At 67.3% G+C, this 19,489-nt stretch carries 17 protein-coding genes; 11 read left to right on the forward strand and 6 right to left on the reverse strand.

Annotated features, from left to right (window positions below):
- The 6 genes from G0Q01_RS16505 to G0Q01_RS16530 all read right to left on the reverse strand — a co-directional run.
- The coding region (locus G0Q01_RS16505; RefSeq protein WP_304610724.1) for an acetyl-coenzyme A synthetase N-terminal domain-containing protein at nucleotides 1-382 on the reverse strand (382 nt) is incomplete at its 3' end.
- Between the two features lie 211 nt (nucleotides 383-593).
- Nucleotides 594-1,349: an ABC transporter ATP-binding protein gene (locus G0Q01_RS16510; RefSeq protein ID WP_164195741.1), complete on the reverse strand. Its 756-nt coding sequence runs from the start codon at nucleotides 1,347-1,349 to the stop codon at nucleotides 594-596.
- A gap of 12 nt (nucleotides 1,350-1,361) precedes the next feature.
- Nucleotides 1,362-2,117: an ABC transporter ATP-binding protein gene (locus tag G0Q01_RS16515; protein ID WP_164195740.1), complete on the reverse strand. Its 756-nt coding sequence runs from the start codon at nucleotides 2,115-2,117 to the stop codon at nucleotides 1,362-1,364.
- Between the two features lie 10 nt (nucleotides 2,118-2,127).
- Nucleotides 2,128-3,336, reverse strand: a complete 1,209-nt coding sequence (locus tag G0Q01_RS16520) for a branched-chain amino acid ABC transporter permease (protein WP_164195737.1) — start codon at nucleotides 3,334-3,336, stop codon at nucleotides 2,128-2,130.
- Between the two features lie 4 nt (nucleotides 3,337-3,340).
- Nucleotides 3,341-4,372: a branched-chain amino acid ABC transporter permease gene (locus G0Q01_RS16525; RefSeq protein ID WP_164195734.1), complete on the reverse strand. Its 1,032-nt coding sequence runs from the start codon at nucleotides 4,370-4,372 to the stop codon at nucleotides 3,341-3,343.
- Nucleotides 4,373-4,476: 104 nt separating this feature from the next.
- Nucleotides 4,477-5,823: a substrate-binding protein gene (locus tag G0Q01_RS16530; protein WP_108966415.1), complete on the reverse strand. Its 1,347-nt coding sequence runs from the start codon at nucleotides 5,821-5,823 to the stop codon at nucleotides 4,477-4,479.
- Nucleotides 5,824-6,044: 221 nt separating this feature from the next.
- Here G0Q01_RS16530 and G0Q01_RS16535 point away from each other — a divergent pair, with 221 nt between their 5' ends.
- The 11 genes from G0Q01_RS16535 (at nucleotide 6,045) to G0Q01_RS16585 (ending at nucleotide 19,430) form a co-directional block, all read left to right on the forward strand.
- Entirely contained in the window at nucleotides 6,045-7,358 is a 1,314-nt protein-coding gene (locus G0Q01_RS16535) for a helix-turn-helix domain-containing protein (protein ID WP_164195732.1), read from the forward strand.
- A gap of 111 nt (nucleotides 7,359-7,469) precedes the next feature.
- Nucleotides 7,470-7,865, forward strand: a complete 396-nt coding sequence (locus G0Q01_RS16540; RefSeq protein ID WP_164195730.1) for a response regulator transcription factor — start codon at nucleotides 7,470-7,472, stop codon at nucleotides 7,863-7,865.
- Nucleotides 7,862-8,149 carry a hypothetical protein gene (locus G0Q01_RS16545; RefSeq protein ID WP_108966411.1) on the forward strand — a complete coding sequence of 96 codons (288 nt, stop codon included), beginning with the start codon at nucleotides 7,862-7,864 and terminating at the stop codon, nucleotides 8,147-8,149. The genes G0Q01_RS16540 and G0Q01_RS16545 overlap by 4 nt, the downstream gene beginning before the upstream one ends.
- A complete protein-coding gene (locus G0Q01_RS16550; RefSeq protein WP_164195728.1) occupies nucleotides 8,146-10,827 on the forward strand; it encodes an ATP-binding protein in 2,682 nt (893 codons plus the stop codon). Before G0Q01_RS16545 ends, G0Q01_RS16550 begins: the two co-directional genes overlap by 4 nt.
- 96 nt (nucleotides 10,828-10,923) lie before the next feature.
- The gene (locus G0Q01_RS16555; RefSeq protein ID WP_235940207.1) at nucleotides 10,924-12,099 is read left to right on the forward strand and encodes a flagellar motor switch protein FliM; all 1,176 of its coding nucleotides are present in this window, start codon (nucleotides 10,924-10,926) and stop codon (nucleotides 12,097-12,099) included.
- Between the two features lie 105 nt (nucleotides 12,100-12,204).
- Nucleotides 12,205-14,454, forward strand: a complete 2,250-nt coding sequence (locus tag G0Q01_RS16560) for a molybdopterin-dependent oxidoreductase (RefSeq protein WP_164195726.1) — start codon at nucleotides 12,205-12,207, stop codon at nucleotides 14,452-14,454.
- Nucleotides 14,455-14,539: 85 nt separating this feature from the next.
- A complete protein-coding gene (gene ggt, locus G0Q01_RS16565) occupies nucleotides 14,540-16,330 on the forward strand; it encodes a gamma-glutamyltransferase (RefSeq protein ID WP_164195724.1) in 1,791 nt (596 codons plus the stop codon).
- A gap of 133 nt (nucleotides 16,331-16,463) precedes the next feature.
- Nucleotides 16,464-16,814, forward strand: a complete 351-nt coding sequence (locus tag G0Q01_RS16570; protein ID WP_108966403.1) for a YqjD family protein — start codon at nucleotides 16,464-16,466, stop codon at nucleotides 16,812-16,814.
- Nucleotides 16,815-16,820: 6 nt separating this feature from the next.
- On the forward strand, nucleotides 16,821-17,138 hold the full coding sequence (locus G0Q01_RS16575) for a hypothetical protein (RefSeq protein ID WP_159099587.1): 318 nt from the start codon (nucleotides 16,821-16,823) through the stop codon (nucleotides 17,136-17,138).
- A gap of 190 nt (nucleotides 17,139-17,328) precedes the next feature.
- A complete protein-coding gene (locus tag G0Q01_RS16580) occupies nucleotides 17,329-17,979 on the forward strand; it encodes a protein-L-isoaspartate O-methyltransferase (RefSeq protein ID WP_164195719.1) in 651 nt (216 codons plus the stop codon).
- Between the two features lie 47 nt (nucleotides 17,980-18,026).
- Entirely contained in the window at nucleotides 18,027-19,430 is a 1,404-nt protein-coding gene (locus G0Q01_RS16585) for a TolC family outer membrane protein (protein WP_108966396.1), read from the forward strand.
- Nucleotides 19,431-19,489 lie beyond the last annotated feature (59 nt).

Below are 19,489 nucleotides of genomic sequence, written 5' to 3' on the forward strand. Positions count from 1 at the left end.
AGAGCAGGACGTTGGCCATGCGGTTCACCTTGTCGTAGAGCTCGGCATAGGTGATGTGCTGGGCGGGATCCTCGGGGCTATCCGGCTCGAAGATGATCGCGGTCTGCTCGGCGCGGGCGGGCAAGTGGCGGTCGATGCAGTTGTAGGCGACGTTCAGCACGCCGTCCTCGAACCACTTGATCGAGACGTTGCCGAAGTCGAAGCTGCTGTCCTTGATCTTCGTCGGACGGGCCATCCAGTCGAGTCGCTGCGCCTGCTCGCCCCAGAAGCCTTCCGGGTCCGAGATCGAGCGCGCGTACATCTCGTCATAGCGCGCGGCATCAATATGGGCCTTGGCCACGAAATCCGCGGACGGGGCGTGAAGGACGGGCGGGTGCGTCATGGTGTCTCCTCCTGTTTTGCCCCGCAGGATGCGGTCCGGGGCGGCGAATGCAAGGGGGCATCGTCGCAAAATCGCTTAAGGGCGCGCGCAGGGTTCCCAGCTGCGCGCTTGCCGGGGAGGGGTGCATACTTGCGCGCGGGCCGTTCCCCACGACGTCCCGCGCGCGCCCTCGGTTGGGGGTCCCCACCCCACCGAGGTGTTCGGTCGGCGCTCAGATCGCCAGGTATTCCGCGCGCAGCTCTTCGTTCCCGAGCACTTCGGCGGCGGTGCCGTCAAAGACGATGGAGCCGGTGTCGAGGATGATCGCCCGGTCCGCCAGCTGCAGCGCGCGCACCGCGTTCTGCTCGACGAGGATGGTGGTCATCCCCTGTTCCTTGATGTGCCGCAGGGTCTTCTCGATCTCGTCGACGATCACCGGTGCGAGCCCCTCGTAGGGCTCGTCGAGCAGCAGCACCTTGATGTCGCGCGCCAGCGCCCGGGCGATGGCCAGCATCTGCTGCTCGCCGCCCGACAGGGTCACCCCCTCCTGCTTGCGGCGCTCGCCGAGGCGCGGGAAGAGCTCGTAGAGACGCTCCAGCGACCAGCCGATGGGCGGGGCGATCTGCGCCAGCTGCAGGTTCTCCTCGACCGTCAGGCCCGGGATGATGCGCCGGTCTTCGGGCACGAGGCCGAGACCCGCCGTCGCTGCCTCGTAGGAGCTCATCCTGTGCAGCGGCTTGTGGTCGAGCCAGATCTCGCCGCGCTGGACCTGCGGCGCGTTCAGCCGGGCGATGGAGCGCAAAGTGGTGGTCTTGCCCGCGCCATTGCGGCCGAGCAGGGCGACGATCTCGCCCTCGTGCACGTTGAAGTTGATGCCCTGCACGATGTAGCTCTCGCCGTAGTAGGAATGCATGTCCCACACCGACAGGAAGGCCGGGGCCGTTTCGGCCATGTTGGCGTTCTTGGAAAAATCCGGTCTGACGTTCATCTGGTTCTCTCCTTACGCCGCTTCGCCGAGGTAGGCTTCGCGCACCTTGGGGTGGCCCTTGATGTTCTCGGGGCTGTCTTCGACCAGTGGCGTGCCCTGCGCGAGCACGGTGATCCGGTCAGCAAGGCTGAAGACCACGTGCATGTCGTGCTCGATGATCGCCATGGTGATGTCGCGCTTCTCCTTGATCTCCTTGAGCAGGTCGATCGTGTTGTTGGTATCGGCGCGGGCCATGCCGGCGGTGGGCTCGTCGAGCAGCAAGAGGCGCGGCTCCTGCACCAGACACATGGCCATCTCGAGCCGCCGCTTGTCGCCGCGCGACATGGAGGCTGAATGCATGTGCCGCTTGTCGAGCATCTTCACGTCTTCCAGCATCGCCTCGGCGCGGCTGCGCAGCTCGGCTTCGCTGTCGACCGAACGGAAGGCATGCAGGCGGTAGGCCCCGTCGCGGCGGGCGAAAAGCGGGATCATCATGTTCTCCATCACCGTCAGGTCGCCGAAGATCTCGGGGGTCTGGAAGACCCGCGAAATGCCCATCTGGTTGATCTCGAAGGGCTTGCGACCAAGCACCGACTGCCCGTCGAACATCACCGAGCCGGTGTCGGGGATCAGCTTGCCAACGAGGCAGTTGAGCAGGGTCGACTTGCCCGCCCCGTTGGGGCCGATGATCGCGTGCACGGTGTTTTCCGCGACGCTGAGGTTGACCTCGGACAGCGCCTTGAGGCCGCCGAAGCGCTTGTTGACGTCTTTCACTTCAAGAATGCCCATCTGCGCCTCCTCATTCCGCGGGTTCATGGCTGGCCTTGCTGGCCGCGCCGTTGTCTTCGGACTTGCCGCGCCGCAGCGCCTTCGCGATGCGCTGACCGCCTTCCACCAGCCCGCCGGGCAGGAAGATCACCACCAGCATGAACATCAGCCCCAGCGTCAGGTGCCAGCCCTTGCCGACGAAGGGGTGGATGACCGTCACGACGAAATTCTCCAGCCCGTCGGGCAGGAAGGCGAACCAGCCGTGCAGCACCCCGTCGTTGATCTTCGAGAAGATGTTCTCGAAGTACTTGATGAAGCCCGCGCCGAGCACCGGACCGATCAGCGTGCCCGCGCCGCCGAGGATGGTCATCAGCACCACCTCGCCCGAGGCCGTCCACTGCATCCGCTCGGGGCCAGCCAGCGGGTCCATCGACGCCAGCAGCCCGCCGGCGAGACCCGCGTACATGCCCGAGATCACGAAGACGGCGAGCGTGTAGGGGCGGGCGTTGAGGCCGGTGTAATAAAGCCGCTGCTGGTTCGACTTGATCGCCCGCAACATCATGCCGAAGGGCGAGCGGAAGATGCGCACCGACACGTAGAAGGCCAGGATCATGATCGCGGCGCAGAGGTAGTAGCCGACCGAGAAGTTGAAGCTCCAGGCGCCGATGTCGACGGTGGTGAAATGGCGCATCTCCAGCCCGAAGAGGTTGGTCACCGGGATGCCGCCATCGGCGGTCGCCGAGGCCCCGAGGATGCGCGGATCGTCGAGGGTGATCTGCAGCCCGGTCTCGCCGTTGGTGATCGGGGTGAGCACCGAATAGGCGAGGTTGTAGCTCATCTGCGCGAAGGCCAGCGTCAGGATCGAGAAGTAGATGCCCGAGCGGCGCAGGCTGACGTAGCCGATCACCACGGCAAAGAGCCCGGCCACGATCATCGACAGCAGGATCGCCGGTATGACGTTCATGCTCAGCAGCTTGAACATCCACACCGCGGCGTAGCTGCCGGCCCCCAGAAAGGCCGCGTGGCCGAAGCTCAGGTAGCCTGTAAGGCCGAACAGCAGGTTGAAGCCAATGGCGAAGATGCCAAAGATCACGAAGCGCTGCATCAGGTCGGGATAGCCCGCGTTGAACTGCGCCAACGAGCTGCCGGTGGGAAAGGGGTTGAGGATGAACGGCGCGCAGAGCGCCAGGATGATCACGACCACGAAGACGGCGGTGTCTTTTTTTCCAAGTCCGAACATGGTCTTAGTCCTCCATCACGCCCTTGCGGCCCATGAGGCCGCGCGGACGGGTCAGCAGAATGATGATGGCGACGAGGTAGATGATGATCTGGTCGATGCCGGGAAGGATCGACTTGATCTCGTTCATCGACGCGAAGCTCTCGAGCACGCCGAGCACGAAGCCCGCCAGCACCGCGCCGGGCAGCGAGCCCATGCCGCCGACGACCACCACCACGAAGCTCAGCACGAGGAAATCCATCCCCATGTGGTAGTTGGGTGAGTTGATCGGCGCGTACATCACACCGGCAAGCCCTGCCACTGCGGCGGCGAGACCGAACATGATGGTGAAGCGGCGGTCAATGTTGATGCCGAGCAGCCCCACGGTCTCGCGGTCGGCCATGCCGGCGCGGACCACCATGCCGAAGGTGGTGAACTGCAAGAAGGCGAAGACCCCGCCGATGATCAGCGCGGCGAAGGCGAAGTAGACGAGGCGCCAGTAGGGGTAGATGATCGCGTTGGGATCGAAGCCCAGCAGCACGCCGAAATCGAAGGAGCCGCGGAACACGTCGGGCGCGGGCGTCGGGATCGGGTTGGCGCCGTAGAAATACTTGATGATCTCCTGCAGCACGATGGCAAGGCCGAAGGTCACAAGGATCTGGTCGGCGTGGGGGCGGCGGTAGAAATGCTTGATCAGCCCGCGCTCCATGATCACGCCAATGGCGATCATCACGGGGATCGAGAAGAGGATGGCCAGCGGCACCGCCCAGTCGATGATCGTGGCGCCCGCGGCCTCGCCGAACCAGTCGTTGACATAGGGCACGTCGACCTTCAGCGGGTTGCCGAGAAAGTCGGTGCGGCTCTCGTCGACCACCTGGTGCGACAGGGTCAGGATGCGGTTGAGGGTGACGGCGCAGAAGGCGCCGATCATGAACAGCGCGCCATGGGCGAAGTTGACCACCCCGAGCGTGCCGAAGATGAGCGTGAGCCCCAGCGCGATAAGCGCATAGGCCGAGCCCTTGTCGAGCCCGTTCAGGATTTGAAGAATAATTGCGTCCATGTCCCGGCCTTCAGGTCAAAGGAAGTGCAGACGTTCCCGGCGCGGGGCCGGGAACGCTTGGATGCGGCCAGGCAAACGCGACCTGGCCGGCGTTGATGAAGGGCTCACGCGCCCGGGTTGCAGGACCCGAGGTTGCCGCCGGCGAACATCGGGTGATCCGGGGCATATTCCACCTGCGCCCGCGGCGTGACCTCGACCACTTCCAGAAGGTCGAACTCGGATTCCGGGTTCTCCTTGCCGCGGACCACCAGCACGTCCTTGAAGCACTGGTGATCGTCGGCGCGGTAGAGCGTCGGGCCATTGCCCAGGCCGTCGAACTCGAAGCCCTCGAGCGCGGCGCCGACCTCGCAGGGGTTGAACGAGCCCGCACGCTGCACGGCGTCGGCATAGAGCAGGGTCTGCACGTAGCAGGTGTGCGCGGCCTGGCTCGGCGGGAAGCCGTACTTGGTGCCGAAGCTCTTCACGAAGGCTTTCGAACCCTCGTCCTGCAGCGACCAGTGCCAGTTGGTCGAGCCGAAGATGCCCTTGACGTTCTCGCCGGCACCGCGCGCCATCAGGCGCGAGTAGAGCGGCACGACGATCTCGAAGTTCTTGCCGTTGACCTGCTTGTCGCGCAGGCCGAACTGCACGGCGTTGGTGAGCGAGTTCACCATGTTCCCACCGTAGTGGTTGAGCACCAGCACGTCGGCGCCCGAGTTCAGCACCGGCGCGATATAGGACGAGAAATCGGTCTGGGCGAGCGGCGTCAGCACGTTGTTGACGGTCTCCCAGCCCATCGCCTCGGTGGCGGCCTGGATCGACTCCTGCTGGGTCCAGCCCCAGGTGTAGTCGGCGGTCAGGTGATAGGCCTTGCGGTCCGTGCCGTACATCTTCTCGAGCACCGGCGCGAGCGCGGCGGCGGACATGTAGGCGTTGAAGAAGTGGCGGAAGCCGTTCGCCTTCTTGTCCTTGCCGGTGGTGTCGTTGGAGTGGGTGAGGCCTGCCATGAAGATCACGCCGGCCTCCTGGCAGAGGCCCTGCACGGCGACGGCCACGCCCGAGGACGAGCCGCCCGAGATCATCACCGCGCCGTCCTTCTCGATCATCGACTTCGCGCTGGCGCGGGCGGCGTCGGACTTGGTCTGGGTGTCGCCGGTGACATATTCGACCTTCTTGCCGAGGATGCCGGCCCCATCCAGCGTCTTCGAGCTGAAGGTGTTCATCATACCGCCGTCGCCGCCACCGTTGAGGTGCTCGACCGCCAGTTCGAAGGCCCGCAGCTCGTCGGCGCCCTCATCGGCGTAAGGGCCGGTCTGCGGCACGTTGAAGCCGAGGGTCACGGTGCCGCCGGTGGGCTCGTTGGTGAAGGCGGATGCGGACGAGCTTGTGAAGATCGTCGGCAGAGCGACGCCGGCTCCCGCAACGGCACCCGTTCTCAGCACGCCGCGGCGTGTCAGAGTCGATTTGGACATTGATTTCCTCCCGTTTCGATATTTGCGCCGCCGGGCTCCTCTTCCCGAGGGCGCAAAGCACGTCTCCGTGCAAAATCAGTATCGGACCACGAAAGAAAATCACGCAACAACTGCTTTTAGGTTAACAATTTTTTTGTCAACAAATGCACAAAGAAATAGGGTAGGGTGTAAATTAATTTATCTTGCGCCGCAGAAAGGCCTTGAAAGGGTTCGAAAACCGCATGCCCCGCGACACGCTCACAGGAAGCCGAATCCGCGAAAGACGCACGATATTGGGCCTCAAGCAGGCCGATCTTGCACGTCAGGCGGGAATATCGGCTTCTTATCTCAACCTAATTGAGCACAACCGCCGCAGAATCGGTGGCAAATTGCTGCTCGATTTGGCGGAAATCCTCAAGGTCGAACCTTCCATGCTCACCGAGGGGGCCGAGGCGGCGCTGATTGCCTCGCTGCGCGAGGCGGCGAGCACAACCCGGGGCAGCACGGCGGAATTGGATCGGGTCGATGAATTCGCAGGCCGATTTCCCGGATGGGCCCGGCTTTTGGCCGAGGCCCGGGTGCGTATCGAAACGCTCGAGCGCAGCGTCGAGACGCTGAGCGACCGGCTGGCGCACGACCCGCAACTCGCCGAGGCGCTGCACGAGATGCTCTCGACCGTGACAGCGATCCGATCGGCGGCCTCGATCCTCAACGAGCCCGAGGCGATCGACCCCGAATGGCAGCGCCGTTTCCACCGCAATATCCACGAGGACAGCGCCCGGCTTGCCGAGAGCAGCCGCAGCCTCGTCAGCTACCTCGACGCTGAGGTCAAGGCGGCCAGCGAAAGCGGCACCCCGCAAGAAGAGGTGACCGCGCTCTTCGAGGCGCAGGGCTATCATTTCCCCGGGCTCGAGGGGGGGCAGGCGCCCGAGGCGGCGGCGGCGGAGCTGGAGGAGGATCTGTCGGACAGCGCCCGGGTGCTGCTGCGCCGCGCGCTGCGCACCTACGCCGAGGACGCGGCGGCGCTGCCGCTGCCGCAGGTGCTCGAGGCAGTCTCGGCCGAGGGCGCAGACCCTCTGGCGCTGCTGCGGCGCTTCGGCTGCGATGCCGCCCGCGCCATGCGACGGCTCGCCGCGCTTCCGGCAGATGCGGCCTGCGGACCGGTCGGGCTGGCGATTTGCGACGCCTCGGGGGCGCTGACCTTCCGCAAGCCCCTGCCGGAATTCCCGATCCCGCGCTTCGGCGCCGATTGCCCGCTCTGGCCGCTCTTTCCCGCGCTCAGCCGACCGATGACGGTGCTCTCGCGCCGGGTGCAGTTTGCCGGGCGGCAGGGCGGCGCGGTGCGCGCCTTTGCCGTGGCGCAGCCCGCCAGCGCGCCTCAGGCCAACCGTGACCCGATCTTCGAGGCGCACATGATGTTCACCCCCGAAGGGGCGGCGCGCGGCGGCGAAGAAACAGAGCTCGTCGGCGTCACCTGCCGCATCTGCGCCCGCGCGGCCTGCCCGGCCCGGCGCGAACCCTCGCTGCTGGGTGACGCAGCGGAGCGCAGTGCCTGAGGGTGGTCTTATTTTGACAGGGCGTGAAACATTGGTGATAAAAAGACATCACGGGGGAGCAAGCCTCGGTGCCGGAAGGGGGAGTGTCCGGCGCCTTGGGGAAAGGGGTGCATGTCCAAACACGTGCTGCTGATCGAGGATGAGCCGAATATCATCGAGGCAATCAGCTTCATCCTGTCGCGCGACGGGCTGGCCGTGGAAACCCATTCCGACGGCACCACCGCCAATGAAAAGCTGCGCGGCGCGCGTCCCGATCTGCTGATCCTCGATGTGATGCTGCCGGGCAAGAGCGGCTACGACATCCTGCGCGAGCTGCGCGCCGACCCCGCCACCGCGGCGCTGCCGGTGCTCATGCTCACCGCGCGCGGCCAGAGCCGCGACCGCGAGATGGCCGAGCGCGAAGGGGTCAGCGCCTTCATGTCGAAACCCTTTGCCAATTCCGAGATGCTCGACACCGTGCGGGCGCTGCTGAACGGCGTGCCGGAAGAGGCCCCCGGACCCCCATGAGCGAGGGCTCGCCCCGTCGCGGCACGCCGCCGGTCTTTCTCGAACGGCAGTCCTACCGCCGCCGCCGGGTGATGGACGGCGCGCGGGTGCTGCCCTTTCTCGGCGCGCTGCTCTGGCTGGTGCCACTGCTCTGGCAGGAGGACCCCGAGCAGGGCGTGCGCAGCTCGGCGGTGATCGTCTACCTCTTCGGGGTCTGGCTGCTGCTGGTGCTTCTGGCGGGCTTCATCGCCTGGGCGCTGGGGCGCCCGGCGCCGGGGGACGGGCTGGGCAGCGGGGGCGAGTGAACATGCTCAACACGCTGGTCGCCGTCTGTATCGCCTACGCGCTCTTTCTCTTCGCCATCGCCTTTGCCGCCGAGCGCATCGCCGCCCATGGCCAGGCGCGCTGGCTGCGCTCGCCGGCGGTCTACACGCTGTCGCTGTCGATCTACTGCACCGCCTGGACGTTCTACGGCGCGGTCGGCTCGGCGGTACGCACCGGCTTTGAATACATGGCGATCTATCTTGGCCCCTCGCTTGTGCTGATTGGCTGGTGGTGGATCCTGCGCAAGCTGGTGCGTATCGGCCGCTCGCAGCGCATCACCTCGGTCGCCGACCTTGTCTCGTCGCGTTACGGCAAGTCCAACCTGCTCGCGGTCTGCGTCACCTTGCTCGCGGTGATAGGCACCACGCCCTATATCGCGCTGCAACTGCAATCGGTGACGCTGAGCTTCCAGGTTTTCGCGGCGGGCGATCTCGCCACCGGCGAAGAGACCGGCCATACCGCGCTCTGGGTCGCCGCCGGGCTGGCGCTGTTCACGGTGATCTTCGGCACGCGCAACCTCGACGCCAACGAGCGCCACAACGGCGTGGTCATGGCGATCGCCGTCGAGGCGGTGGTGAAGCTCTTCGCGCTGCTCGCCGTCGGGGTCTTCGTGGTCTGGGGACTGGGCGGCGGGCTGACCGAGACGCTGGCGCGGATCGACGCCTCCGATCTTGGTCAATGGCGCATCGACGGCGGCCGCTGGGCGGGGGTGATGCTGCTCTCGGCCGCCGCCTTTCTCTGTCTGCCGCGGATCTTCCAGGTCCTGGTCGTGGAAAATGACAACGAGACCCACCTGCGCACCGCGAGCTGGGCCTTCCCGCTCTACCTGGGCCTGATGAGCCTTTTTGTCGTGCCCATCGCGGTGATCGGCCTCGATCTGCTGCCCGAGGGCTCGAACCCCGATCTCTTCGTGCTGACCCTGCCGCTGTCGCAGGGGCAGGGCGGGCTGGCGGTGCTGTCCTTCCTTGGCGGTTTCAGTTCCGCCACCTCGATGGTGATCGTCGCGGCCATCGCGCTCTCGACCATGGTGTCGAACCACGTGGTCATGCCGCTGTGGCTGCGCTTTGCCGAGCCGGGCGCCACCGTCTCGGGCGACGTGCGGACCGTCGTGCTGCTGGCCCGTCGCCTGTCGATCATCGGCGTGGTGATGCTGGGCTATCTCTACTACCGCCTTTCGGGCGGCGGCGAGGCGCTCGCGACCATCGGCTTTGTCTCCTTTGCCGGTGTCGCGCAGGTGCTTCCGGCGATGCTCGGCGGCATCTTCTGGCGCGGCGCCTCCAAGGCCGGGGCCTTCACCGGGCTGGTCCTCGGTTTCCTCGTATGGAACTACACACTCTTCCTGCCCTCCTTTGGGCCGGGGGTGCTGATGCCCGAGGCGTGGTTCGCCAACGGCCCCTTCGGCATCGGCTTCCTGCGGCCGCAGGCTATGTTCGGCCTGTCGGACATGGACCCGCTGCTGCACGCCTTCTTCTGGTCGATGAGCGTCAACACCGGCGGTGTCATCCTCGGCTCGCTTCTGAGCTTTCCGCAACCGCTGGAGCGCTTGCAAGGGGCGCAGTTCGTCAATGTCTTCGAGCATTCCACCGGCCCGCGCAGCTGGACCGGCAACGTTGCCCAGTCCGAGGACCTGATGATCATGGCGCAGCGAATCCTCGGCGCCCGTGACGCGCAGGAGCTCTTCGAGCGCGAGGCCGAGCGGCAGGGCGGGCGCGGCCCGCTGCCGGATGTGACCCCTCAGTTCCTTGAGACGATCGAACGCGAGCTGGCGGGCTCGGTCGGCGCGGCCACGGCCCATGCGATGGTCGGGCAGATCGTCGGGGGCATGTCGGTCTCGGTCGAGGATTTGATGGCCGTGGCCGACGAGACTGCGCAGATGATGGAGTATTCCGCCCGTCTCGAGGCGCAGTCGCAGGAGTTGGCGCGGACCGCGGCGCAGCTGCGCGAGGCCAATGCCAAGCTCACCCGCCTGTCGGTCCAGAAAGATGCCTTCCTCAGCCAGATCAGCCACGAGCTGCGCACGCCGATGACATCGATCCGCGCCTTTTCCGAGATCCTGCGGGACACCTCCGGGCTCGGCGACGCGGAGAAGACCAAGTATGCCTCGATCATCCATGACGAGGCGATCCGCCTGACCCGGCTGCTCGACGACCTGCTCGACTTGTCGGTGCTGGAGAACGGGCAGGTCAACCTGAACCTGCGCGAAGGGCTGCTGTCGGACGTGCTCGACCGCGCCGTGGCCGCGGCGGCGGCGGACGAGGCGGGGCGGCGGCTGGAGATCCGCCGCGATCGCGCCGCCGAGCAGATCGTGCTGCACACCGATCTCGACCGGCTGAGCCAGGTCTTCATCAACCTCATCGCCAATGCCCGCAAGTATTGCGATGCGCCGCGCCCGCGGCTCGAGATCTCGGTGCGGGCGGGCGCACGGCTGGCGCTCGACTTCACCGACAACGGCTCGGGCGTCGCCGCCGAGGCGCAGGACGTGATTTTCGAGAAGTTCAGCCGGGTCAGCGACCAGAAGGCCGGGGGCGCAGGGCTGGGCCTTGCGATCTGCCGGCAGATCGTCACGCGCCTCGGCGGCGACATCACCTATGTGCCGGGGCGCGCGGGTGCTTCCTTCCGGGTGAGCCTGCCCGCCGATCTGGCCATCGCCGCGCAGTGACAGGCGCCTTTCCCGCGCCGGGATAAAGCCGATGGTAACCAAATCCCGTCATAGATCGGGACTGGGGTATCTCGACAGATTGGGCCGACAGGGACGATGCCAGACGCCGCCGGACAGGCTTCAAGACAGGATTCCGCGCAGGGCAGGGGCGGCGGGGCCGACAGCCGGAACGTGCTGAGCCGCAAGGCCGAGGCCGCACGCCGTGCCTTCGAGGCACGCGCCATGTCCCCGGCCAAGGCGCTGCGCCGGGCGCTGTCACGCACCGCCGATGTGCTGTGGGATCTCGCGCTTGTCGCCCATGCGGTCGATCAGGAGCATCTCGACCAGGACGGCGTCGTCGCGCAGCTGCCGCCCGAGGCGCTGCTGCTCTTGCTTGACGGACCGGACGGGGTGGTGGGGTTCGTCACGCTCGACCGCGATCTCGTCACCGGTCTGACCGAGGTGCAGACCATGCTCCAGGTCACCCAGATGCCCGCCGAGCCGCGCGCCTTCACCGCGACCGACGCCGCGATGACTGCGCCGCTGCTTGACGGCACGCTCGAGCGCTTTGCCCGTTTCCTCGAGGATCACCCCCTGCGCCCGCAGATCGAGGGATTTCGCTTCGGCGCCATGCTCGAGGATGCGCGCGCCGCCGGGATGCTGCTCGATGCGCCGGGCTACATGGTGTTCCGCGCCACGCTCGATCTGGCGCTCGGCCGGCGGCGGGGCGAGCTGCGGCTGTTCCTGCCCGAGCGCCCGGGCGCGCGGCGGGCGGGGCCGCCGGGCCAGCCCGGCGCGCATGAGCAAAAGATGGGGCTCCTGCCAGCGCAGATGCGGGCGGTGCTGGGCGCGCTGCGCCTGCCGCTGAACAAGGCGCAGGCGCTGCGGCCGGGCGACTTGCTGCCGCTCAGCCCCGATATGCTCGACGCGGTGACGCTGCACGCCGGCCCCGGCGCGCCAGTGGCGGGCGGGCGGCTCGGGCAGATCATGCGCGCGGTGCGTCTCTCGTGGCCCCGCGTCGCGCCGCAGGACGAGGCCCCTGACCTGCCCGAGATGACAGAGCTGCCCGACATGGCGCCGGCTCCGCCCGACGCCGCGCCCGGGGAATTCGGCCTCGACGAGATCGCCTCGGGCCTGCCCGATCTGCCCGACCTGCCTGACGTGCCGGAGCCCGGCGGTGGCGAGTTCGACTTCGCCTCGACTTTTGGGGAAGACGCCGCCACCGACGAGGCGGGCGCCGCGACGGAGTTCGATTTTGATTTTTCCGCCGCGCCGATCAAGGACGACGACTGAGGCCGCGCGGCGCGGTCCTCAGGGCGCGCTCTTGCCATTTCCCCTCCGATGCAATGATACACTGCGGCATAGTCATGCTGCCCGATCAGCCGCCGGAGTCGCCCCATGTCCACCAAATCCGACCGCAAGACCCGTGTCACCACCAGCCACTGGGGGGCCTTCGAGGTCACCACCGAAGGCGGGCGCATCACCGCCACTGCGCCGTTTGCCGACGACCCCGAACCCTCGGCCATCCCCGATATCCTGCCGCAGGCGGTGCACCATCGCAGCCGAGTCGCGCGCCCCTCGATCCGACGCGGTTGGCTCGAGCGCCGCGACCGCGCGGGCCGCGGCAGCGACGAGTTCGTCGAGCTGCCCTGGGACGAGGCGCTGGACATCGCCGCCGCCGAGATCGACCGCATCCGCAAGGCGCACGGCAACGAGGCGATCTTCGGCGGCTCCTACGGCTGGTCCTCGGCGGGGCGCTTCCACCACGCGCAGAGCCAGGTGCACCGCTTCCTCAACAGCATCGGCGGCTACGTCGCCTCCTTCGGCAGCTATTCCACCGGCTGCGCGCAGGCGATCATGCCGCATGTCTTCGGCGTGACCTTCCTGCGCTATCTCTACAACGAGCAGGACAGCTGGCAGACCATCGCCGAGAACACCGAGACGCTTGTGATGTTCGGCGGCATCAACAAGAAGAACGCGCAGGTCAGCATGGGCGGCATCACCCGCCACGACACGGCCAGCTGGTTCGACCGCTTCCACGCCAAGGGCATGCGCTGCCTCAACATCGGCCCGCAGCGCCGCGATGCACCCGAGGGCTGCGAGTGGCTGCCCGTCCGCCCCGGCTCGGACACCGCGCTGATGCTGGCGCTGGCCTTCGTGCTTGAGCAGGAGGGGCTGACGGACCACGCCTTCCTGTCGCGCTACACCGTCGGATTCGAGCGGTTCCGCCCCTACTTGATGGGCGAGGCCGACGGCATGCCCAAGACCCCGGAATGGGCCAGCCCCATCTGCGGCACCGATCCCGACACCATCCGCGCATTGGCGCGCCGCATGGCCAGCACCCGTACGCTGATCACCGTCGCCTGGTCGCTGCAGCGCGCCGAGCATGGCGAGCAGCCCTACTGGATGTCGGCGGTGCTGGCGGCGATGCTCGGGCAGATCGGCCTGCCGGGGGGCGGTGTCGGCTACGGCTACGGGGCCATCGGCGGCATCGGCAAGTCGATGAAATCGCTGCGCGGGGTGACGCTCGACCAGTTGCAGAACCCGGTTGGCACCTTCATCCCCGTCGCGCGCATCGCCGACATGCTGGCGAACCCCGGCGTGCCCTATGACTTCAACGGACAGCGCGAGCCCTATCCCGATATCCGTCTGGTTTACTGGGCGGGCGGCAACCCCTTCCACCACCACCAGGATCTGAACCGCCTGTCGGAGGCCTGGAAATCTCCCGAGACGGTGATCGTCAACGAGCCGTGGTGGACCGCCACTGCCAAGCGCGCCGACATCGTCTTCCCGGCGACCACCAGCTACGAGCGCGAGGACATCGGCCGCACCGACCTCGACGAGTACCTGTTCAACATGCCCGCGCTGATCGATCCGGTGGGCGAGGCGCGCGACGACTACGACATCTTCGCCGGGCTCGCCGAGCGCATGGGCGAGGGGGCGCGCTTCACCGAGGGGCGCAGCAGCGAGGATTGGCTGCGGCATCTCTACGGCAGCTACCGCGAGAGCGGCGCTGCTGCGGGGATCGAGGTGCCTTCCTACGACGATCTGCGCGCCCGGAACTGGGTCAAGCTGCCCATCGTGCAGGAACCGCCGCTGCCGTCGTTCCTGGCCCGGTTCCGCGCCGATCCCGAGGAAAACGCGCTGAACACCCCGTCGGGCCGGATCGAGATCTTCTCCGAAACCGTCGAGGGCTTCGGCTATGCCGATTGCCCTGGCCACCCTGCCTGGCTCGAGCCGACCGAATGGCTCGGCAAGGCCACGCCGCAGACGCCGCTGCACCTCGTCTCGCCGCAGCCCGGCGACAAGTTGCACAGCCAGCTCGAGAGCGCGCTCGCCGATCAGCCCGATGCCCGCCCCGAGCGGCTGCTCATCCACCCCGAGGACGCCCGCCCGCGCGGCATCGCAACGGGCGATCTGGTATTGGTGCGCAACGCCCGCGGCGCGGCGCGGGCGCGGGCCGTGGTGACCGAGGACATCCGCCTCGGCGTTGTCGCGCTGCCCACCGGCGCGTGGTATGGCGACGCCTCCGAGAACATCGACCCGCATGGCAACCCCAACGTGCTGACCCGCGACAAGGGCACCTCGTCGCTGGGGCAGGGGTGCTCGGCGCATACCGCGCTGGTCGAGGTCGGTCCTCTGAGTTGATCCAGATCGCGATTTGAGAAAGCGCGGCTTCGGGTTACCTTTCCGGCACCGTCCCCTGAACGGGGATGCAGACAGGGAGGACCCGATGCGCGCGACGATCCTGATCACCCTCTTCGCGGCGGGCCTTGCCGCGCCGCTCATGGCGCAGCAGGCCGCCGACGCCGTGGCGCCGGAGGCCGCGACCGAGACCTCGGGCTTCGAAGGCCTGTCAGACGCGGCCCGGGCTGCGCTCGACTCCAAGGCCCAGGGGCAGCCGACCGAGGCGCAGGACTGGATGGTCGCCGCCGCGAACCCGCTGGCGGTCGAGGCGGGAGCCCGGGTGCTGCGCGATGGCGGCAGCGCCGCCGACGCCATGGTCGCGGTGCAGGCGGTGCTGGGCCTCGTGGAGCCGCAGAGCTCCGGCCTCGGGGGCGGCGCCTTTCTCGTCTGGTACGACGCCAAATCCCGAAGCCTCACCACGCTCGACGGGCGCGAGACCGCACCGTTGGCCGCGAAGCCGACCTACTTCCAGGATGAGAACGGCGCGCCGCTCGAGTTCTTCGACGCCGTGGTCGGCGGGCGCTCGGTCGGCACCCCCGGCACGCCGCGGCTGATGGAAGAGGCGCACCGGCGCTGGGGCACGGCAAATTGGTCCGGGCTTTTCGACGAGGCGATCGCGCTGGCCGAAGACGGCTTCTCGGTCTCGCCGCGACTTGCCGGGTTGATCGCCGAGGATGGCGACCGGCTGCGGCGCTTCCCCGACACCGAGAGCTACTTCTATCCCGGCGGCACCGCGCTGCAGGCGGGTGACATGCTGCGCAACCAGCCCTATGCCGACACGCTCAAGGCCATCGCCGCCGAGGGCAGCCGCGCCTTCTACTCGGGCGAGATCGCCGAGGACATCGTTCGCACAGTCCGCGAGGCCGAGGGCAACCCTGGCCTGCTGAGCAGCGCCGATCTCGCCCTCTACGACGTGATCGAGCGGGCGCCGGTCTGCGTCGAGTATCGCGCGCATGACGTTTGCGGCATGGGGCCGCCCTCGTCGGGGGCGCTGACCGTCGGGCAGATCCTCGGCGCGCTCGCGCCCTACGATCTGGCTGCGCTCGGCCCGGAGAGCGCCGAAGCCTGGCGGCTGATCGGCGATGCCTCGCGGCTCGCCTTCGCCGACCGGGGCCGCTACATGGCCGACAGCGATTTTGTCCCCGTGCCAACCGAAGGGCTGGTCGATCCCGCCTACCTCGAAACCCGCGCAGAGTTGCTGGGCGGGCAGACGGCCCTGACAGACGTCGCGCCCGGCGATCCCGAATGGGACCACGCGCAGCTCTTGGCCGATGATCGCTCCATCGAGTTCCCCTCGACATCGCATATCTCCATCGTCGACGCAGAGGGCAATGCCCTGTCGATGACCACCACTATCGAGAACGGCTTCGGCTCGCGGCTCTTCGTGCGGGGCTTCCTGCTCAACAACGAACTCACCGATTTCAGCTTCGAGACCCATGACAACGGCGTACCCATCGCCAACCGGCTCGAGCCCGGAAAGCGGCCGCGGTCTTCCATGGCGCCGACCATCGTGATGAAGGATGGCGCGCCGGTCATGGTCGTCGGCTCGCCGGGCGGCAGCCGGATCATCGGCTACGTCGCGCAGGCGGTGATCGCCCATCTCGACTGGGGCATGGATGTGCAGCAGGCGGTGGCGGCACCCCATCTGCTCAACCGCTTCGGCACCATGGACATCGAGGCGGGCACCGGCGCCGAGGCGCTGGCCGGCCCGCTGGGTGACATGGGCTTCGACACCAGCCTTCGCGACCTGAACTCGGGGCTGCATGCCATCGCGGTGGGCGCGGCGCTCACCGGCGGCGCCGATCCTCGCCGCGAGGGGATCGCTCTTGGCGAGTAACCCCGCGCAGGGGTTGATCCGGCGCAAGGACGCGCAGCGTTCCCCATGGCAATGAAACTTGCGTGACCCGGGGAACTTCGCGCAGACTTCCCGGGTTGACCGTGAAAGGCACAGGCAGACGGAGGACGTCATCATGGCTCAGACTGCAACCAAATCGAACGACACCCCCAAGGTGGCGGAGACGCTGCAAGGGGACGGCGAGGCGCTGAGCGATCAGATCAAGACCCTGCGCGCCGACGTGGCCTCGCTGGCCGAACTCGTGGGGGATATCGGCAAACGCCGCGGCGCGGAATACCGGGCCGCCGGCGAAGCCAAGGCGCAGGAAGTGCGCGACCGCGGCGAAGAGGCGCTGCGCGAGGCCGGCCAGCGCGTCGCCGAGCTCGAAAACAATGCGCGCGGCCAGATCCAGGCGAATCCGTTCCAGGCCATCGGCCTTGCGGCGGCGGTCGGGTTCCTGATCGGTTATGTCGGCAGCCGGAGGTAAGATCGTTTGTTCGCCCTGTTCGAGGCAAGACTGAGAGCCGCCCTGACAAGGGTCGGTCGTACCATCGCCGGGGCGGTCTGCATGGCCGTCGCGGCGATTTTCTTTACCATCGCCGGCTGGATCGCGCTGGCCGAAGCTCAGGGTGAGCTGGTCGCCGCGCTCGTGGTTGGCGGCGTCTACCTCGTGCTGGCGCTCTTGCTCCTCTTCCTGCCCGTCCGCCCGCGGGTGCCCGTCGCCGCGGCCCCGACCGCGGCGCCGGTGACCTCTCTGGTCGAAGCCTTCCTGGCGGGCCGCGCGGCAGGGCAGGCAATGCGCAAGGAGTGATCCGCCTGAGCGCGGACCTCTTTGGCGCCGCCTTTTATTTCATGAAATGTGTCAAAAAATCATTGATTTTGAAGCGCTCGCGCCACAGTCTGGTGCGGGATTATTCTTTTGTAGGCAGCCGGACATTGCCCCGGGGTGGCAAGTGTGGCAGAAGTTTTTGTAAGGATATCTGAACGGAAGAGTTTAGCGGATGACCGATTTCGTCACCCTCCGCCGTATGATGGTTGATACACAGGTTCGTCCCTCGGACGTCACCAAGTTCCCTATCATCGACGCCATGCTCCGTGTCCCGCGCGAAGCATTCGTGCCCGACGAGGCCGTGGACGCGGCCTATGCCGGCCGCAACATCGACCTCGGTGACGGGCGCGTGGTGCTCGACCCGCGGACCTTTGCCAAGATGCTCGACGCGCTGAACGTGGATGGCGACGACCTCGTGCTCGATATTGGCTCGGGGCTCGGCTACAGCGCCGCGGTCATCGCCCGCATCGCCGAGGCCGTGGTTGCGGTCGAGGATGACGCGGAGCGCGCCGAGGAGGCGCAACCGCTGCTGATGGACCATGCGGACAACGTGATCCAGCATGTCGGCCCGCTCGCCGAGGGTGCGCCGCAACATGGGCCCTACGATGCCATCGTGATCGAGGGCGGAATTGAACAGCTTCCCGAGACCATTGCCGGGCAGCTCAAGGACGGCGGGCGGATTGCCTGTATTTTCATGGACGGGGCGCTGGGAACGGTGAAGGTCGGCTGGAAGATCGACGGCACCATCACCTGGCGATTTTCTTTCAACGCCACTGCGCCCGTGCTTGCCGGGTTCAACAAAGAGGTGGCCTTTGCGCTCTGACCCGAAACGGGCAGGCGGGTACAAAATCGGATCGAGAGGGCAGGAAAATGGCGCGTAAATCTCTGACGACATGGATGACGGGCGTGTGCCTTGCGGCCGGGCTCGCGATGCCCGCCGCGGCAGAGACGCTGGCGGATGCCTTGGCCGGGGCCTACAACACCAGTGGGCTGCTCGAGCAGAACCGGGCGGTGCTGCGTGCCGCCGACGAAGACGTGGCCCAGGCGGTCGGCGCGCTTCGTCCGGTGATCTCCTGGACCGGTGACGTGACCCGCAACTACGGCGAGACCCGCAGTGCGGTGACCGGCAATTATACCGGCGCGGCCACCGACACCACGTCGATCGGGCTCATTGCCTCGCTGGTTCTCTACGATGGCGGCAGCAACCGTCTCGCTGTGGACGCCGCCAAGGAAACCGTTCTGGCCACCCGCTCAGGCCTCGTCTCGGTCGAACAGGACGTGCTGCTGCGCGCCGTCAACGCCTTCATGGAAGTCCGCCGGGCCATCGAAACCCTGACCTTGCGGCAGAACAACGTTCGCGTGATCGGCGAGGAACTCCGCGCCGCCGACGACCGCTTCGAGGTCGGCGAAGTCACCCGCACCGACGTCGCTTCGGCCCAGGCGCGGCTCGCCGCGGCCCGCTCGCTGCTTGCCGCGGCCGAGGGCGCACTGGCCCAGGCCCGCGAGGAATACCGCGCGTCGGTGGGCCGCCTGCCGGGCAACCTCGTCTCGCCGAGCAGCCTGCCACGCATTCCGGCAACGGCCGATCAGGCCCGGGCGATCGCCCTGCGCGACCACCCGGATATCATCCAGGTGCAGCACCAGGTGGCCGCAGCCGAAGTCGGCGTCGCCATCGCGCAATCCAACATGAGCCCCACCGTGTCGCTGCAAGGCACCTACGGCTTTGACGAGAGCTTCGACAGCGAGGCCGGCACGCGCGGGGGCACCGTCGGTCTGAACGTGTCGGGCCCGATCTATCAGGGCGGCCAGCTCAGCTCGATCAAGCGTCAGGCCTATGCCAGCCGTGATCAGCGCCGTGCAGCCCTGCTGCAGCTGACCAAGTTGATCCCGCAGTCGGTTACCAATGCCTATGCCAACCTGCGTGTGGCGCAGGCGGCCCGCGCGGCCTCAGACGAGCAGGTCCGCGCCGCCACCGTCGCCTTCCGCGGCACCCGCGAGGAAGCGACGCTCGGTGCCCGCACCACGCTCGACGTGCTCGACGCCGAGCAGGAACTGCTCGACGCGCGCAACACCCAGATCTCCGCCGTGGTCGACGAGACGATCGCCGCCTATACCGTGCTTTACACCATGGGCCAGCTGACGGCGGAAGACCTGGCACTGAACGTGCCGCGCTACGACCCTGCCGAGTACTACAACCTGGTCAAGTCCGCTCCGGTCCAGTCGCGCCAGGGCGCGGATCTGAACCGTATCCTGAAGGCGATGGGGAAGCAGTAAGCTTCTCCTCGTCCTTGTTGTCTGGCGCCCCCCAAGACGCTACACTTGGGGGGACAGGC

Source organism: Salipiger sp. PrR007 (assembly GCF_010499845.1).
Taxonomy (GTDB): Bacteria; Pseudomonadota; Alphaproteobacteria; order Rhodobacterales; family Rhodobacteraceae; genus Salipiger; species Salipiger pacificus_A.

Excerpts from the sequence above, each read along its gene's own strand:
- ggt (WP_164195724.1), top strand. The coding sequence starts at position 14,540 with ATGCGCGCGACGATCCTGATCACCCTCTTCGCGGCGGGCCTTGCCGCG.
- G0Q01_RS16515 (WP_164195740.1), bottom strand. The coding sequence starts at position 2,117 with ATGGGCATTCTTGAAGTGAAAGACGTCAACAAGCGCTTCGGCGGCCTC.
- G0Q01_RS16555 (WP_235940207.1), top strand. The coding sequence starts at position 10,924 with ATGCCAGACGCCGCCGGACAGGCTTCAAGACAGGATTCCGCGCAGGGC.
- G0Q01_RS16540 (WP_164195730.1), top strand. The coding sequence starts at position 7,470 with ATGTCCAAACACGTGCTGCTGATCGAGGATGAGCCGAATATCATCGAG.
- G0Q01_RS16545 (WP_108966411.1), top strand. The coding sequence starts at position 7,862 with ATGAGCGAGGGCTCGCCCCGTCGCGGCACGCCGCCGGTCTTTCTCGAA.
- G0Q01_RS16535 (WP_164195732.1), top strand. The coding sequence starts at position 6,045 with ATGCCCCGCGACACGCTCACAGGAAGCCGAATCCGCGAAAGACGCACG.
- G0Q01_RS16510 (WP_164195741.1), bottom strand. The coding sequence starts at position 1,349 with ATGAACGTCAGACCGGATTTTTCCAAGAACGCCAACATGGCCGAAACG.
- G0Q01_RS16525 (WP_164195734.1), bottom strand. The coding sequence starts at position 4,372 with ATGGACGCAATTATTCTTCAAATCCTGAACGGGCTCGACAAGGGCTCG.
- G0Q01_RS16520 (WP_164195737.1), bottom strand. The coding sequence starts at position 3,336 with ATGTTCGGACTTGGAAAAAAAGACACCGCCGTCTTCGTGGTCGTGATC.
- G0Q01_RS16570 (WP_108966403.1), top strand. The coding sequence starts at position 16,464 with ATGGCTCAGACTGCAACCAAATCGAACGACACCCCCAAGGTGGCGGAG.
- G0Q01_RS16585 (WP_108966396.1), top strand. The coding sequence starts at position 18,027 with ATGGCGCGTAAATCTCTGACGACATGGATGACGGGCGTGTGCCTTGCG.
- G0Q01_RS16560 (WP_164195726.1), top strand. The coding sequence starts at position 12,205 with ATGTCCACCAAATCCGACCGCAAGACCCGTGTCACCACCAGCCACTGG.
- G0Q01_RS16580 (WP_164195719.1), top strand. The coding sequence starts at position 17,329 with ATGACCGATTTCGTCACCCTCCGCCGTATGATGGTTGATACACAGGTT.
- G0Q01_RS16530 (WP_108966415.1), bottom strand. The coding sequence starts at position 5,823 with ATGTCCAAATCGACTCTGACACGCCGCGGCGTGCTGAGAACGGGTGCC.